Genomic DNA, 14,164 nt, shown 5'->3' with positions numbered 1-14,164 from the left:
AGGGGTGCAATGATCACGCGACGAAGCTTCACCGCGGGCGCAGCCACGCTGCTTGCGGCCGGCCACATCTCCACTCGCGCCCGGGCGGCGGGCGTGAGCTGGGACATGTCGACGGTCTGGCCTGACGGCAATTTCCACACCCAGAACGCTTTTGCCTTCGCCGAGGAGGTGAAGAAGCAGAGCGGCGGCACGGTCAACATCACGGTGAAGGCCGGCGGCCAGCTCGGCTTCAAGGGCCCCGAGCATCTGCGCGCCGTGCGCGATGGCCTGGTGCCACTCGCCGACGTCCTCAACATCCAGCAGGTCGGCGACGAGCCCTTCATGGGCGTCGAGAGCATCCCCTTCCTGTGCGGCTCGATGGACGAGCTGAAGGTGCTGCACAAATATGTGCGGCCCGAATACGAGAAGGTCGTCGCCCGCAACAACCAGAAGATCCTCTACATCGTGCCGTGGCCGACGCAATATCTGCATCTCAAGGTCAAGGTCGCCAACGTCGAGGGCCTGAAGAACATCAAGATCCGCGTCCCCGACAAGAACGCCGTCGACATGCTGAACGCGATCGGCATGGCCGCGGTCATGATTCCCTGGGGCGAGACCATCCCTGCGCTCGCTTCCGGCGCGGTGGCCGGCGTCTCGACGTCGTCGGTGTCGGGTGTCGACGGAAAATTCTGGGAGTTCCTGAAATACGTCTACCCAACCAACCACGTCTGGTCGTCGCAGATGCTCACCGTCAATCTCGATTCCTGGAAGGCGCTCAGCGCCGATCAGCAGCAGCTCATCGCCGGCATCGCCGGCAAGATGGAGCCGGGCTTCTGGGCCAACTCGCTCAAGGCCGATGTAGACAGCCTCAATCGTCTGAAGGAGGGCGGCATGGAGGTGGTGCCGGTCTCGGACGCGATGATGACCGACATTCGGGCCAAGACCGCGCCGCAGCTCGACGCGTTCCTCAAACGCGTGCCGGCAGCCGACAAGCCGGTGCGGGCTTATCTCGCCGAAATGAAGCGTGGCTGATGGTGAAGGCGTCGTGAGCGTCTCGCCCGAAGCTCCGCAGAGCCTCAATGCAGCGGCGCCGGCGCCGCTGCGCATCCTGCTCGACGGCATCGACCGCCTCGGCCGGCTCGACGGCTGGATCGGCGGCGGCTGTCTGTTGATGCTGGCACTGCTGATGCTGTGCGAGGTCGCAACGCGCTTCCTCTCGAACTTCTTTTCATTCTTCCCGCCGTCGATCTCGATCGCCTGGGAATACTCGTCCTATCTGATGGCGGCGTCCTTCACTTTTGGCGCCGCGATGACGCTGCGTGTCGGCGGTCATATCCGAGTCGTCCTGCTGCTCAAGAACGCGCCGGCCTCGGTGCAGCGCGTACTCGAGGTCCTGTCGGCGGCTGCCGGCTTCGCTTTCATGGCGTTCCTGACCTCAGCCATGGCGAAGTTTGCCTTCGGCGCCTATGTGCGCGGCCAGGTCTCGACCTCGAGCGATACGCCGCTATGGTTTCCACAAGCCGTCGTTACGTTCGGCATGCTGCTCTTGACGCTTCAGTTCCTGGCGCGCGCGATCCAGGCCGTGCTCGGCCTGCCGCTGGAGGATCACCGCATGAAGGCCTCGCCCGTCGAATGATCGCCCACGCGCCAGCCTCCGGACAGCGGATCCCATGACCATCGAAGTCGTTGCCCTTTTCGTGATCCTGTTCGCGTTGCTGGCCTGCGGCGTTTGGATCGGCCTGACGTTGGCGCTCACCGCGACGCTGCTGCTCGCGATGTTCCGCTCGATCCCGCTCGACAAGCTGCTGCCGCAATATGCCTGGAACATCCTGACCACGCAGGAGCTGCTGGCGCTGCCGCTGTTCATCCTGATGGGCGAGCTGTTGTTTCGTACCCGCTTGTCGCGTTCGCTGTTTCAGGGACTCGCGCCGTGGGCTGGGCTTTTGCCCGGTCGCCTGCTGCATGTGAACGTGATCGGCTGTACCATCTTCGCCGCGATCTCAGGCTCGTCGGCCGCGACTACGCAGGTGATCGGCCGCATGTCGCTCAACGAGCTGCTGCGCCGCGGCTATTCGCGCGACATCGCGATCGGCTCGCTCGCCGGCGCCGGCACGCTCGGCTTCCTGATCCCGCCGTCCAACATCATGATCATCTACGGCGTGCTCGGCGACGTCTCGATTTTGAAACTGTTCACCGCCGGCGTGCTGCCCGGCTTCTTGCTCGCCGCCGCCTTCATGGCCTGGGTGATGCTGCACACGAGCCTCAACCGCAGCATGGTGCCGGAGACGGAAGCAAAGCTTTCGCAGTTGCCCTGGAGCGAGCGCTTTGCGGCGCTGAAGGATCTTGCGCCGGCCCTGTTCCTCATCGTCTGTGTGCTCGGCTCCATGTATGGCGGTCTCGCGACCCCGTCGGAAGCTGCGGCTGTCGGCGTCCTCGGCGCCGCGCTTGTCGCATGGGCGCAAGGAGCGATGTCGCAGCAGGTGATGCGGGACGTGCTGATCGGCTCGGTGGTCACCTGCTCGATGATCGCGCTGATCGTGCTCGGCGCCTCGATCCTCGGCAACGCGGCTGCCTTCCTCGGAATCCCACAGGCGATTGCCGCCTTCGTGAAGGGCTTGGGCCTGTCGCCCTTCATGCTGATCGTGGTGCTGGTCGTCTTCTATCTCGTCCTCGGCTGCTTCCTCGACGGCTTCTCGATGATCGTGATGACGCTGCCGATCGTGCTGCCGATCGTGAAGGCGGCGGGCTTCGACGAGATCTGGTTCGGCGTCTTCCTGGTGCTGGCCGTCGAGATGGCGCAGATCACCCCGCCGGTCGGCTTCAACCTGTTCGTGATCCAGGGCCTGACCGAAGATGGTCTCGGCTACATCGCCCGCGTGACGATGCCCTATCTGATGATCATGATCGGCTTCGTGCTGCTGCTGACGCTGTGGCCCGGCATTGTCACGCTGCTGCCGCGGGTGCTCTACGGATAGATTCGCGCCGTCCCGGCAGCTGTCGGGACGGCATTTCGATGCCTCAGGCTTACGCCGCGGCCTTCTTCCGCGCGAGCTCGGCCTTGTACAGCTCGAACTCCTCCGCGATCGCGCGTGCGATCGAGGGCCGCTGGCGCAGGCCCTCGTAATAGGCCTTCAGGTTCGGCCATTTCGCGAGCTCGATCGGCGGCGTCGCCATGGTCCAGTTGATGACCGTGACGAGATAGGCGTCGGCGACACTGAAATGGTCGAGCAGGAATTCACGTCCCTTGAGATGATTGTCGAGATAGTCGAGCCGCGACAGGTTCTTCTCCAGCGCATAGGCCTTGGCCTCCTGCGGCGCCTTGCGGTCGAGCAACGGGACGAACAGGGCTTTGTGCAGCTCGGTGCCGACAAAGCAGAGCCATTGATGCAGCCGCGTGCGCTCGATACCGGCGGCGGCGCCGAGGCCGGATTGCGGAAAACGATCGGCGACATATTGCAGGATCGCGGCGTTCTCGGTCAGCACCACGCCCTCGTCCGTGCGCAGAGTCGGCACGAGGCCAATCGGGTTCACGGTGCGGAAGTCGGAGCCGTCGCTCAGCACTGTCTTGGTCGGCGGATCGACTTCGAGATAGTTCGCTTCAGCGCCAGCTTCGTACAGCGCGACGCGGGTCGCCATCGAGCAGGCGAGCGGCGAGAAATAGAGATCCATCTGTAGCCTCCTGGGGCAATTCGTTCTGGGGTGTCGCTCAACCTGGCCAGATTGATTTTTATACTGTCTTGCATAATATAAGGCCGGTCAAGGATTATCTTGCGAAATGGTACAAAAATCGAAGCCGCCAGTTTCTGCCAGTGGACCCAGGCGCCGCGGCCGGCCGCGTGCCTATGAGCCCGGCGTCGCGCTTGGCAGGGCGCTCGACCTGTTCCGCAAGCAGGGCTTTGCCGCAACCTCGCTGGACGATCTCAGCGAAGCCACCGGCATGAACCGGCCGAGCCTCTATGGGGCGTTCGGCGACAAGCGCGAGCTCTACATCAAGAGCTACCAGCGCTACCGGGAGGAAGCGCGCGCGTCGATGGCGGAGATCTTTCGTCAGGAAATGCCGGTGCGTCAGCGCCTCGAGCGCATCTTCGCCTCCGCGCTAAACATCTATCTTTCGGGCGACACTGGTCCGCGAGGCTGCTTCACGGTGGTGACTGCGGCATCCGAGGCAGTGAGTGATCCCGAGATCCGCGCCATGGTGCTCGACGGTCTCACTGAACTCGACAAGGCCTTTGCCAGTTGCTTCCGCCGCGCCAAGGAGAAGGGCGAACTGCCTGATAGCGCCGAGCCGGCGGTGCTGGCGCAGGTCGCATCCGCGACCGTGCACACGATCGCCATCCGCTCCCGCGCCCACGTTCCGCGCAAGGAGCTGGAGGCGATCGTAAGCGGCGCGATCGACGTGATGGTGGGGACTGGGGCCAAAAACTGAGCCGTCCGGTGCAGGCCGGGACCATATCGAGGGTGAGGCGCGGTCGTGCGTCTTGCCAAACCGGACGGAGCGCTAATACCCTCTCGCCCGATGCACCACGTTCTCCAGCACGCCGCCCGCTTCGAACCGCGCGATCTGCTCGGCGACGTAGGCCGAGATCGCATCCGCGTCAGTGTCGGCCGCATTGTGCGGCGTCAGCAGCACCTTGGGATGGGCCCAGAACCGGCTATCCGCTGGCTGCGGCTCCTGGACGAAAACGTCGAGCGAGGCGGCGCCCAGCGTGCCGTCATCGAGGCAGGCCAGGATGTCGGCTTCGTTCTGCAAGCCGCCGCGGCCGGCGTTGATCAGCACCGGCGCGCCGAGCGGGCTGCTGCGGTTGAGCTTTGTGAAGACGTCGCCGTTGAGGATGCCGTGCGTGTCAGGCGTCAGCGGCAGCAGGCAGACCAGGATGTCGGTCGCGCGCAGGAACGCGTCGATTCCGGCTGCGCCGTGGAAGCATTCCACGCCCTCGATCGCGCGCGGGCTGCGGCTCCAGCCGGTGACGCGGAAGCCGAGCCGGCGCACCACGTCGGCCGCATCACTGCCCAGCGTGCCGAGCCCCATGATGCCCACTGTGACCGCGCTTGCAGGCCATTGATAAATCGGCTCCCAGCGCTTCTCGCGCTGGCACTGGCGCAAATAGAGTTCCTGGCGATGGTGCATCAGCACATGTAGCACGACATATTCAGTCATGCGGTTGGTCAGGTCGGGCACTGCGACGCGCACCAGCGGCACATCGGGCAGGCTCCTGTCGGCCATCAGCGCGTCCACGCCGGCGCCCAGATTGAAGATCGCACGCAGATTGGGGAAGGCACCGAGATCGCCCGGCACCGGTTTCCACACGGCGGCATAGTGCACCTCGGCCGGATCGAGCCCCGCATCAGGCAGCAGCACCACGGGACGGCCGCCGCAGACCGTCTCGAACCGGGTCTTCCAGCGCTCCGGCAGCCAGTTCTGCTGCGTGCTGTTGATCAGGACGGCCAGTGTGCCCAGGGTCATTCGAAGTGCCTCGTCGAGTTCCGCTTGAGAAGGCCCTCCTTGGCACGATCTGCCGGATTTTTCTTGCAAATTTTTTCCGCAGCCCTGTCGGGGCGAGGCATATTGGCGCGTCTTTAGAACAGACGAGGGAAGTGTCGCCTATGCTTTATGCCATTCTTTGCTACCACGATGAGGACTTCGTCGGCTCCTGGAGCAAGGACCAGGACGAGGCCGTGATGAAGAAGCTCGCCGTGGTGCAGGAGAAGCTCACCAAGCAGGGCCGGCTCGGGCCGGTGGCGCGGCTGTTGCCGACCACCGCGGCGGCGACGCTGCGCAAGGAAGACCCGCCGCTGGTGCTCGACGGCCCCTATGCGGAAACCAAGGAGCAACTCCTCGGCTTCTACATCGTCGATTGCAAGAACCTCGACGACGCGCTCGATGTCGCCCGCGACCTCGGCGCTGCCAATCCCGGCGGCGCCTATGAGGTGCGCCCCGTCGGCGTGTTCAGGCCCGGAGGGATCTGACGTGAGCGAGGCCGACACCGGCTGGATCGAGACTGCGCTGACCTCGGCGCGCCCTCAGGCGGTCGGCGCCCTGCTGCGCTATTTCCGCGATCTCGACACCGCCGAAGAGGCCTTTCAGAACGCCTGCTTGCGCGCGCTGAAAACCTGGCCGCAGAATGGGCCGCCGCGCGATCCCGCAGCCTGGCTGATCATGGTCGGCCGCAACGTCGCGATCGACGAGGTCCGCCGCGCCCGCAAGCAGCAACCGCTGCCAGAGGACGACCAAGCGATCTCCGATCTCGACGACGCCGAGGGCGCGCTCGCGGAGCGGCTCGACGGCTCGCACTACCGCGACGATATTTTGCGCCTGATGTTCATCTGCTGCCATCCGCAGTTGCCGGCGACGCAGCAGATCGCGCTGGCGCTGCGCATCGTCTCCGGTCTCACCGTGAAGCAGATCGCGCGCGCCTTCCTGGTTTCGGAAGCCGCAATGGAGCAGCGCATCACCCGCGCCAAGGCAAAGGTCGCCGACGCCGGCGTACCCTTCGAAGCGCCCGGCGCGGTCGAGCGTTCCGAGCGGCTCGCCGGCGTCGCGGCAATGATCTACCTGATCTTCAACGAGGGCTATTCGGCGAGCGGCGAAACCGCGGAGCTCCGCAAGCCGCTGTGTGAAGAGGCGATCCGGCTGGCGCGGCTGCTGCTGCGGCTGTTCCAGAGCGAGCCGGAGATCATGGGCCTGACGGCGCTGATCCTGTTGCAACATGCGCGCAGCGCCGCCCGCTTTGCCCCGGACGGGTCGCTGATCCTGCTGGAGGACCAGGACCGTTCGCTGTGGAACGGCACCATGATCGCGGAGGGCCTTGCCCTGATCGACAAGGCGATGCGCCACCGCCACAGCGGGCCCTATCAGATCCAGGCCGCGATCGCCGCGCTGCATGCGCGGGCACCGACGCCAGAGGAGACCGACTGGACGCAGATCGACCTGCTCTACGGCGCGCTCGAAGTGCTGCAGCCCTCGCCGGTGGTGACGCTCAACCGGTCCGTCGCGGTCTCCAAGGTGCGCGGACCGCAGGCCGCGCTGGACCTGATCGAGCCGCTGGCGCCGAAGCTTGCCAACTACTTCCATTTCTACGGCGTGCGCGGTGCCTTCCTGATGCAGCTCGGCCGCAACGACGAGGCCCGCATCGCCTTCGACCGCGCCATCGCACTCGCCAACACCTCCGCGGAAGCCGCCCACATCCGCATGCATCTCGATCGCCTGATCCGGGACAGCCAGCCGAAGCCGAAGGAAAGCGCCAAGGCGAAATAGGGCGCAAACCGTCGCGGTCGTCATGCCCGGCTTGTCCCGGGCATCCCTGTCTTGCCATCGGCGTCGAAGAACGTGGATGGCCCGGCCATGACGTGGGGCGGGCAGCGTGCCAAAAATTTCGTTTCGATCTTGTCGGCCGGGGCCTCGCTCGTTCGTCCTATACCTGTACCCCGGGAGCCATTCCATGCTGAAAGCCATTGCCGTCATCGCAATCGTCCTCGCGGCCGGAATTGCGGCCGTGCTCGTCTTTGCCCTGACGAAACCCGACACATTCCGTGTCGAGCGCACTCTCACCGTGAAAGCGCCGGCCGACGCGATCTATCCGCAGGTGGCCGATTTCCACCGCTGGACCGCCTGGTCGCCCTACGAGAGCCGCGATCCCGCCATGAGGCGGACCTTCGGCGGAGCCGCGGAAGGCAAGGGCGCGACCTATGCCTGGGACGGGAACAACAATGTCGGCGCCGGCCACATGGAGATCCTCGAGGCGAACGCGCCTTTGAGGCTCCGCATCAAGCTTGATTTCGAGCGCCCGTTCGAAGGCCACAACAGCGCCGAGTTCACCTTTGTGCCGCAAGGTGATGCCACACTGATCACATGGGCGATGTATGGTCCGGCCCCGTTCCTGTCCAAGCTGATGCAGGTGTTCATCAACATGGACAGCATGATCGGCAAGGATTTCGAGGTCGGCCTCGTCAGCCTGAAGAAGCTCACGGAGAAACAATAAGTCTCACTGGAAGCGAAGAGGAGAGAAACGATGCTCAATCCCTATCTGTTCTATCAGGACACCTGCGAAGCTGCGTTCAACTATTACGTCAAGGTTCTCGGCGGCAAGATCGATGCGATGATGCGCGCCTCGGACGCGCCGCCGGAGGTGCCCGCCTCGCCCGGGCGCGAGAAGATGATCATGCATGCGCGGATGTCGCTGCCCGACGGCAGCATATTAATGGCCTCCGACGCGCCGCCCGAGCATTTTCAAAAGCCACAGGGCTTCTCGATCTCGCTCACGGTCAAGGACCCCGGGGATGGCGAGCGCAAGTTCAACGCGCTCGCCGACGGCGGCAGCGTCACCATGCCATACAGCAAGACGTTCTGGGCCAAGGGTTTTGGCATGTGCGTCGACAAGTTCGGCATTCCCTGGATGGTGAACTGCCCGGCGGAAGGAATGTGACAGGCGCGATCGCCCACATGATCGATTGAATGTGATCCCCTCTCTCCAAAGCCGCGGGAGAGGGGACACATACACATAATGGATCGTACGGAGCGCGGAGCCGCTCCGTCACGCGCGGATCGGCCGTTCCCTCTCATCGGATTGATCCGGTCACGTCCGCGCCCGCCGGCGACGCTTGCACGCAGCGAGGGCAGATCACGAGCTTCGTGCCGAGCTGCCTGTCATTCTCCGCTTCGATCTCGTCATGGACCGCCCACCACGCCTCGGAGTATGGCCGCAGGGTGCCGAGCACGCGTTCCCGCTCCCGATTGGGATCATTTGCCGCGGGGACGGGATTCGTTGCGTGCCGTTTCGCGATGTGAGGGCGGTTCGGGCGTCTGTTGGGGTCTTGGCCGAGGCCATCCCACGCGATCGGGCGACGCTCCTGCGCCGGTGCGACTGCGCATCCAAGCAGCGTTGTGCAGGAAGTGAGCAAGATGAAGCCATGTCGTATCATGCCGGACCCGAAGTTCGGTGCGCGATGCGCAAGATCCGCGCGGGAAAACTTGCATCGCGTCGGTCAAATGGAACTTAAGGCAAACCAGTTGGCCGGCATGGCCGAGGAATGAATTGACGATTCGCATCACTTTGCGCGAGCAGTGAGGCCGCTTCGTGAAACGATGCGGACTGCATCGCACAACAATTGACGCAATATTGGGCTGTGATCTGCACGCCAGAATCGCTATTTGTGAGTCATAAAATCTACAAACTGGGATGGACGTCACTTGGAAGGGGAGCGACCGATGGCGGCGGCGCTACAGATCAATTTTGCTCTTTGGGGGATGCTCATCTGCGTCAGCATGAAGCTGGTGCCGGTGATTCAGACTCTCTTTTGAAGCCGGCCAGCGCGTGATGGCGAACGACCCCGGTGCGCACATAGCGTGCGAGCACAGGGAACCGGCCGTATGGCCTCGGACCAGCCGAGCCAAGGGCCGTTAGAGCGGCGGCTGCCAAATTCGTCAGCGGCAGCGCGGATAGATCGCGGCGAGATCACGCCCCTTGAGCAAGAGCAACCGCGAAGTGAGGCCGCCACGGCGGCTGATCCAGTCGCGCACCGGGCCGGGATAGGCGGCAAGCACCGCGACCGATGCCTCCGGCTCGGCATAGATGTGCCCCCGCCGGTCGACCGAACGCGCGGCATGGAAGCCGAGCACCGCGCGCTTGGTGACACAGATGCGCTCGCCTGGCACGATGCTCAGCACCAGGGTGCAGGCGGACAGGCAAGGACCGTCGATCACCACGCGCTCGCCGCTCTCGCGCACCTGCTCGAACAGGTCGAGGAACGGCCCGACCTGTCCGCCCGGCGATTGGATGATGCGGATCTCCGCGGCCGCGGGCGCAGAGGCGAGCAGAGCTGTCGCGAGCAGCCAGGTTTTGAAAGTGACGCGTCGCATGGCACTCTCCGAACTCTCGACATCATAGGGTGGCAAAGCCACCGGGTCGCGCGAATGCGCGCCCGATGACAGGCTCCGCGTGCCAGCATTGGCACCGCTAGTCCGGAACGAGGGTGGGCACGGCGCGTACGCCTTTGCCCACCTTACATATCCTGTGCCTACCCGTTGCGCCGCTGGCCGCGCAGTGTCGGCAGGCCGATACCCGCCGCATCGAAGCCGCCATCAACGGCTAAAATTTGGCCGGTGATGTAGCTCGCATTTGCCGAGCACAGGAAGTAGATCGCGTCCGCGAGCTCCTGTTCCAGGCCGTAACGATTGAGCGGAATGGCGTCGTGATAGTCGGCGCGGATCTCCTGGTGTGCACCTGCTTCGCCATTGCGGTGTCGACAGGCCCCGGAGCGACCGCGTTGACGCGGATATTGAAGGAGGCGAGCTCGACCGCGAGCTGCTTGGTGAGGTGCGCCAGCCCCGCCTTGCTGGTGCCGTAGGCCGAGCGCAGCGTTGAGGCGCGCACCGCCGAGATCGAGGTGATGTTGACGATGGCGCCGCCAATGCCGTCGCGCATCAAGGGCACCGCCGCCTTCGTGCAGAGGAACGGGCCGGTGAGGTTGACTTCGAGCACGCGGCGCCAGTCAGCCTCCGACGTCTCCATCAGCGGCGCGAACACCGCGATGCCGGCATTGTTGACGAGCGCATCCAGCCGGCCGAATTGCCGTTCGAGCGCGGCCATTGCAGTGCCGACCGCAGCTTTGTCTGAGACATCGCAGGTCAGCGCCAGCGTCGCCTCGCTCTGGCCGATCTCGGCGACCGCGCGGCCGAGCAGTTCGCTCTCGACGTCGAGCAGCGCCACGCGCCAGCCCTCGGCGAGGAACTTCTTCGCGGTCGCAAGCCCGATGCCGCGCGCGGCTCCGGTGACGAGGGCGACTTTTTGTGGGGCTTGCGGCATTGGCCGATCTGTCTTTCTGTCGGAAACGTAAGCCGCACGGCGGCCCATGCCTTTTACTTTGCTTTCGTTCCGACAAGAAGGGCAACCGACAGTCAATCCCCGTCACCTCGCGGTTGCCGGGGGGGGGGGGACGGGGGATCACTTGGTGCCGCCGATGCCGCGCCTGGCCTCGGTTCACCGGCATCAGGTCTTGTCAAGTTTCCCCGCGTGGCGGATCGAGGCTTCGCAAGGTCGAGTTCTTCACGTCGGAAACTGGGGCTCGGCCGCATCGACAGCCGTTTTCGCCGAAGCCGCGGCGACTGGCTTCCAGAGCGACCAAATTATCTCCAGCTCGGTGTCGGCTCGAGGAGATCGCATTCGTCTTACTTGGGAGCAGGGGCCGGACCGGCCCCCTTCCATGCATATCACGGAGCACGTCGATGCGTTTCATGGTGATCGTCAAGGCAAACCAGGATACCGAGGCCGGCAAGATGCCGAGCACGGAGATGCTGGCGGCCATGGGCAGGTTCAACGAGGAGATGGCCAAGGCCGGCGTGATCGAGGCCGGCGAGGGCCTGCATCCGACGGTGAAGGGCGCCCGGGTCAGATATTCAGCGCGGTCGGAGGCGAGCGTCACCCGCGGTCCGTTCGATCTCTCCCCCGATCTGATCGCCGGCTTCTGGCTGATCAAGACTGCATCGCTCGACGAGGCTATCGCCTGGATGAAGCGTGCGCCGTTCGACTCCGGCTCCGAGATCGAGATCCGCCAAGTGTTTTCGGCCGACGATTTTGGCGAAGCCTTCACCCCCGAACTGCGCGAGCAGGAAGAGCGCACGCGCGCCCATGCGGCGAAAAAATAGCTCTCCGCCGCCGTCATTCCGGGGCGCGGATAGCGCGGTCCGGAATCCGTTGCGCGGCAGCAATGGTGGATGAATGGATTCCGGGCTCGTGACTTCGTCGCGCCGCGGAAATGATAGCGAATAACGAGGAACTCTCATGCGATTTATGATGCTCATGATCCCGCTCGGTTACGAGAGCGCTCCGCCGGACGTGCAGCTCGATCCAGAACGCGTTGCTGCGATGATGCGCTACAACGAGGCGCTGAAGGATGCCGGCGTGCTGATCACGCTCGACGGCCTGCATCCGCCCTCGATGGGCGCACGGGTCTCGTTTGCGACCGGCGTGCCTGTCGTGACCGACGGGCCTTTCACTGAGGCCAAGGAGGTCCTGGGTGGTTACTGGATGATCGAGGTCGCCTCGCGCGAGGAAGCGATCGCATGGGCCAAGAAGTGTCCGGCCTCGCCGAACGAAATCATCGAGATCCGGCAGGTGCAGGAGATGAGCGACTTTCCCCCCGACGTGCAGCACGCCGCCGCCGGATTCGACGACCTGAAGAAGTAGCCACAGCGGGTCGCGATGAATCGCGGCTAGCGTCAATCGATCAACAAGGAGAGAACCGATGAGCACCGAACAGAAATTTCTCGCTGTCTATCTCGGCAGCATGACGGGTACGAAAATGGCGGCCTGGCGCGCGCTGCCCGAGGCCGAACGGAAAGCAAGGGAGCAGGAGGGCATGGCCGCCTGGCACGGCTGGGTCGAGAAGCACCAAGCCGTCATCGTCGAGATGGGCGGCCCGCTTGGCAAGACCCGCAGGATCGACGCGAGCGGCATCACCGAGGTCAGCAATGCCCTGACCGGCTTCACGGTCGTGCGGGCTGCCTCGCAAGAGGAAGCTGCCAGGCTGTTCGAGAACCATCCGCATTTTGCGATCTTCCCGGGCGAGGCGATCGAAGTCATGCCCGTGCTGCCCATTCCGCAGATGTAGCTTTCGGCCGAACTTCCTTCCGGGGCCCGATACTGACGCATCGGACCGGCCTGGACGTGCGAAATACGGGTTAATGATGCCTCATCGCCGCTAGTGACCTTCACGCCCGGCTCATGTAAAAGTCGTTCACATGAGCTGGCGCAAGGAGCAACGCCGCGCCGAGCGCGGCTATCACCACGGCAATCTGAAGGAGGCCCTGTTGCAGGCCGCTCTCGGGCTGATTGCCGAGAAGGGCGCGGCCGGCTTCACCTTTGCCGATGCTGCGCGCATGGCCGGGGTCAGCGCGGCGGCGCCCTATCGGCATTTTCGTGACCGCGACGAGCTGTTGTCCTCGATCGCCCAGCGCGGCTTCGAGCAGTTCGAGGCGCGCCTGACTTCGGCCTGGGACGATGGGCGTCCCGACACGGTCACCGCGTTCGAGCGCGTCGGCAAGGCCTACCTTGCCTTCGCCCGCGATGAGCCCGCTTTCTATAACGCGATGTTCGAGTCCGGCCTGCCGGTCGATGCCAATCCGGCGCTACAGGCCGCCAGCGAGCGCGCCTTCAACATCATTCGCGCCGCCGCGGAGCGGCTCGCGGCATTGGCGCCTCCTGGCACGCCGCGGCCGCCGGCGATGATGATGGCGCTGCACATCTGGTCGATGGCGCATGGCGTGGCCTCCTTGTTTTCCCGCGGCGATGCCGCGCGACGAAAACTGCCGATGTCGCCGGATGAACTGCTCGAAGCCGAGGTGCTGATCTATCTGCGCGGTCTCGGCTTCCCAACCGATCGCCGCCCGCAGAAGAAGAGCGCCGAGCCGCCGCCGGTGCCACCGGAGGCGTCCTCCGGTTCAGGCGTGCCGCCCGGCGGCCCCTGGGGCAAGCCGAAATAAAATTGCGCAAATAATTCGGCGCCCCTGTCTGGCGGCTGGCTTGACAAAATCGCGGGATGGTCTAGCTATGTAAATGTTATTTACATTCACAACGGCGCTGATGCCGTCATGGAGATGGAAATGGCCTACACCGCTGATGTCAATCGATGGCGCGGCCCCTCGGACCAATACCAACAGTACCAGCGTCCTCACATGCTGGAGACGCCCTGGCATCCCGGCTGGATCGCCGTGACCATTCTCGGCTTCATCATCTGGTGGCCGATCGGACTTGCCCTTCTCTTTTTCACACTCGGGAGCAGAAGAATGTCGTGCTGGAGCCACCAGGATCGCTGGCAGAACAAGATGGAGAAGATGCAGTACAGGATGGACCGCATGCGCGATCGCATGGAGCGCCGTGGCTTCGGCTTTGGCTTCGGCCCGCCGTCATCCGGCAACCGCGCCTTCGACGAATATCGCGCCGAGACGCTGCAGCGGCTCGAGGAAGAGCAGCGCGAGTTCAAGGATTTTCTGACCCGGCTGCGTCACGCCAAGGACAAGGAAGAGTTCGACCAGTTCATGGCGCAGCACAAGACGCGTCCGACCCCGCCGCCGACAGACCAGCAGCAGGGTTGACACCTCTCAAAGCCTTCAGGCGCATGCCCCCAAAGTCCTGATGGCCCCGAGCCGCCCGCCTGCGCAACCCGCAGGCGGGCGGTTTGGTTTTCAGGG

Annotated in this window: 17 protein-coding genes and 1 pseudogene; 13 read left to right on the top strand and 5 right to left on the bottom strand. The window is 64.4% G+C overall.

From position 1 onward, the window contains the following. Positions 1-9: 9 nt before the first annotated feature. The 3 genes from IVA91_RS28830 to IVA91_RS28820 are packed head-to-tail and all read left to right on the top strand — an operon-like array spanning position 10 to position 2,954. Complete coding sequence (locus IVA91_RS28830; RefSeq protein WP_247280220.1) at positions 10-1,011, top strand: TRAP transporter substrate-binding protein; 1,002 nt, start codon at positions 10-12, stop codon at positions 1,009-1,011. Continuing rightward, positions 1,004-1,615: a TRAP transporter small permease gene (locus tag IVA91_RS28825; protein WP_247280219.1), complete on the top strand. Its 612-nt coding sequence runs from the start codon at positions 1,004-1,006 to the stop codon at positions 1,613-1,615. Before IVA91_RS28830 ends, IVA91_RS28825 begins: the two co-directional genes overlap by 8 nt. Before the next feature lie 34 nt (positions 1,616-1,649). Beyond that, positions 1,650-2,954: a TRAP transporter large permease subunit gene (locus IVA91_RS28820; protein ID WP_247280218.1), complete on the top strand. Its 1,305-nt coding sequence runs from the start codon at positions 1,650-1,652 to the stop codon at positions 2,952-2,954. Between the two features lie 49 nt (positions 2,955-3,003). On the opposite strand, the gene IVA91_RS28815 is transcribed toward IVA91_RS28820, so the two are convergent. Continuing rightward, complete coding sequence (locus tag IVA91_RS28815; protein ID WP_247280217.1) at positions 3,004-3,648, bottom strand: glutathione binding-like protein; 645 nt, start codon at positions 3,646-3,648, stop codon at positions 3,004-3,006. Between the two features lie 106 nt (positions 3,649-3,754). On the opposite strand from IVA91_RS28815, the gene IVA91_RS28810 reads away from it, so the two are divergent. After that, positions 3,755-4,405 (top strand): TetR/AcrR family transcriptional regulator, encoded by a 651-nt coding sequence (locus IVA91_RS28810; protein ID WP_247280216.1) that lies wholly within the window; start codon positions 3,755-3,757, stop codon positions 4,403-4,405. Positions 4,406-4,477: 72 nt separating this feature from the next. Here the strand turns inward: IVA91_RS28810 and IVA91_RS28805 are convergent, their stop codons facing one another. After that, complete coding sequence (locus IVA91_RS28805) at positions 4,478-5,443, bottom strand: glyoxylate/hydroxypyruvate reductase A (protein ID WP_247280215.1); 966 nt, start codon at positions 5,441-5,443, stop codon at positions 4,478-4,480. Between the two features lie 140 nt (positions 5,444-5,583). Between IVA91_RS28805 and IVA91_RS28800 the strand changes: the two genes are divergently transcribed. From IVA91_RS28800 to IVA91_RS28785, 4 genes are all read left to right on the top strand, one after another. Beyond that, complete coding sequence (locus tag IVA91_RS28800; RefSeq protein WP_247280214.1) at positions 5,584-5,946, top strand: YciI family protein; 363 nt, start codon at positions 5,584-5,586, stop codon at positions 5,944-5,946. A gap of 1 nt (position 5,947) precedes the next feature. Further along, a complete protein-coding gene (locus IVA91_RS28795; RefSeq protein WP_247416214.1) occupies positions 5,948-7,234 on the top strand; it encodes an RNA polymerase sigma factor in 1,287 nt (428 codons plus the stop codon). 184 nt (positions 7,235-7,418) lie between these two features. Next, the gene (locus IVA91_RS28790; RefSeq protein WP_247280212.1) at positions 7,419-7,958 is read left to right on the top strand and encodes an SRPBCC family protein; all 540 of its coding nucleotides are present in this window, start codon (positions 7,419-7,421) and stop codon (positions 7,956-7,958) included. Positions 7,959-7,988: 30 nt separating this feature from the next. Beyond that, positions 7,989-8,402 carry a VOC family protein gene (locus IVA91_RS28785; protein WP_247280211.1) on the top strand — a complete coding sequence of 138 codons (414 nt, stop codon included), beginning with the start codon at positions 7,989-7,991 and terminating at the stop codon, positions 8,400-8,402. A 133-nt stretch (positions 8,403-8,535) separates the two neighbouring features. Here the strand turns inward: IVA91_RS28785 and IVA91_RS28780 are convergent, their stop codons facing one another. The 3 genes and pseudogenes from IVA91_RS28780 to IVA91_RS28770 all read right to left on the bottom strand — a co-directional run bounded on the left by IVA91_RS28780 (position 8,536) and on the right by IVA91_RS28770 (position 10,781). Further along, the gene (locus tag IVA91_RS28780; protein WP_247280210.1) at positions 8,536-8,898 is read right to left on the bottom strand and encodes a hypothetical protein; all 363 of its coding nucleotides are present in this window, start codon (positions 8,896-8,898) and stop codon (positions 8,536-8,538) included. Positions 8,899-9,400: 502 nt separating this feature from the next. Next, positions 9,401-9,835 carry a hypothetical protein gene (locus IVA91_RS28775; RefSeq protein WP_247280209.1) on the bottom strand — a complete coding sequence of 145 codons (435 nt, stop codon included), beginning with the start codon at positions 9,833-9,835 and terminating at the stop codon, positions 9,401-9,403. Between the two features lie 158 nt (positions 9,836-9,993). Next, positions 9,994-10,781 (bottom strand): annotated as a pseudogene (locus tag IVA91_RS28770) (SDR family oxidoreductase). Positions 10,782-11,200: 419 nt separating this feature from the next. Between IVA91_RS28770 and IVA91_RS28765 the strand changes: the two are divergent. The 5 genes from IVA91_RS28765 (at position 11,201) to IVA91_RS28745 (ending at position 14,068) form a co-directional block, all read left to right on the top strand. After that, positions 11,201-11,620, top strand: coding sequence for a YciI family protein (locus tag IVA91_RS28765; protein ID WP_247280207.1), 420 nt, complete (start codon positions 11,201-11,203; stop codon positions 11,618-11,620). A 136-nt stretch (positions 11,621-11,756) separates the two neighbouring features. Further along, positions 11,757-12,161: a YciI family protein gene (locus IVA91_RS28760; protein WP_247280206.1), complete on the top strand. Its 405-nt coding sequence runs from the start codon at positions 11,757-11,759 to the stop codon at positions 12,159-12,161. Positions 12,162-12,219: 58 nt separating this feature from the next. Continuing rightward, positions 12,220-12,585, top strand: a complete 366-nt coding sequence (locus tag IVA91_RS28755) for a hypothetical protein (RefSeq protein WP_247280205.1) — start codon at positions 12,220-12,222, stop codon at positions 12,583-12,585. Between the two features lie 130 nt (positions 12,586-12,715). Then, on the top strand, positions 12,716-13,456 hold the full coding sequence (locus IVA91_RS28750; protein ID WP_247280204.1) for a TetR/AcrR family transcriptional regulator: 741 nt from the start codon (positions 12,716-12,718) through the stop codon (positions 13,454-13,456). Between the two features lie 120 nt (positions 13,457-13,576). Further along, on the top strand, positions 13,577-14,068 hold the full coding sequence (locus IVA91_RS28745; RefSeq protein WP_247280203.1) for a DUF2852 domain-containing protein: 492 nt from the start codon (positions 13,577-13,579) through the stop codon (positions 14,066-14,068). Positions 14,069-14,164 lie beyond the last annotated feature (96 nt).

Source organism: Bradyrhizobium sp. 153 (assembly GCF_023073835.1).
Lineage (GTDB): Bacteria > Pseudomonadota > Alphaproteobacteria > Rhizobiales > Xanthobacteraceae > Bradyrhizobium.
This window is presented reverse-complemented; position numbering and strand designations above follow the sequence as displayed.

What these genes read in the sequence shown, in the direction of transcription:
- IVA91_RS28830 (WP_247280220.1), top strand. Translation starts at nt 10, where the DNA reads ATGATCACGCGACGAAGCTTCACCGCGGGCGCAGCCACGCTGCTTGCG.
- IVA91_RS28820 (WP_247280218.1), top strand. Translation starts at nt 1,650, where the DNA reads ATGACCATCGAAGTCGTTGCCCTTTTCGTGATCCTGTTCGCGTTGCTG.
- IVA91_RS28815 (WP_247280217.1), bottom strand. Translation starts at nt 3,648, where the DNA reads ATGGATCTCTATTTCTCGCCGCTCGCCTGCTCGATGGCGACCCGCGTC.
- IVA91_RS28810 (WP_247280216.1), top strand. Translation starts at nt 3,755, where the DNA reads ATGGTACAAAAATCGAAGCCGCCAGTTTCTGCCAGTGGACCCAGGCGC.
- IVA91_RS28805 (WP_247280215.1), bottom strand. Translation starts at nt 5,443, where the DNA reads ATGACCCTGGGCACACTGGCCGTCCTGATCAACAGCACGCAGCAGAAC.
- IVA91_RS28800 (WP_247280214.1), top strand. Translation starts at nt 5,584, where the DNA reads ATGCTTTATGCCATTCTTTGCTACCACGATGAGGACTTCGTCGGCTCC.
- IVA91_RS28790 (WP_247280212.1), top strand. Translation starts at nt 7,419, where the DNA reads ATGCTGAAAGCCATTGCCGTCATCGCAATCGTCCTCGCGGCCGGAATT.
- IVA91_RS28785 (WP_247280211.1), top strand. Translation starts at nt 7,989, where the DNA reads ATGCTCAATCCCTATCTGTTCTATCAGGACACCTGCGAAGCTGCGTTC.
- IVA91_RS28780 (WP_247280210.1), bottom strand. Translation starts at nt 8,898, where the DNA reads ATGATACGACATGGCTTCATCTTGCTCACTTCCTGCACAACGCTGCTT.
- IVA91_RS28775 (WP_247280209.1), bottom strand. Translation starts at nt 9,835, where the DNA reads ATGCGACGCGTCACTTTCAAAACCTGGCTGCTCGCGACAGCTCTGCTC.
- IVA91_RS28765 (WP_247280207.1), top strand. Translation starts at nt 11,201, where the DNA reads ATGCGTTTCATGGTGATCGTCAAGGCAAACCAGGATACCGAGGCCGGC.
- IVA91_RS28760 (WP_247280206.1), top strand. Translation starts at nt 11,757, where the DNA reads ATGCGATTTATGATGCTCATGATCCCGCTCGGTTACGAGAGCGCTCCG.
- IVA91_RS28755 (WP_247280205.1), top strand. Translation starts at nt 12,220, where the DNA reads ATGAGCACCGAACAGAAATTTCTCGCTGTCTATCTCGGCAGCATGACG.
- IVA91_RS28750 (WP_247280204.1), top strand. Translation starts at nt 12,716, where the DNA reads ATGAGCTGGCGCAAGGAGCAACGCCGCGCCGAGCGCGGCTATCACCAC.
- IVA91_RS28745 (WP_247280203.1), top strand. Translation starts at nt 13,577, where the DNA reads ATGGCCTACACCGCTGATGTCAATCGATGGCGCGGCCCCTCGGACCAA.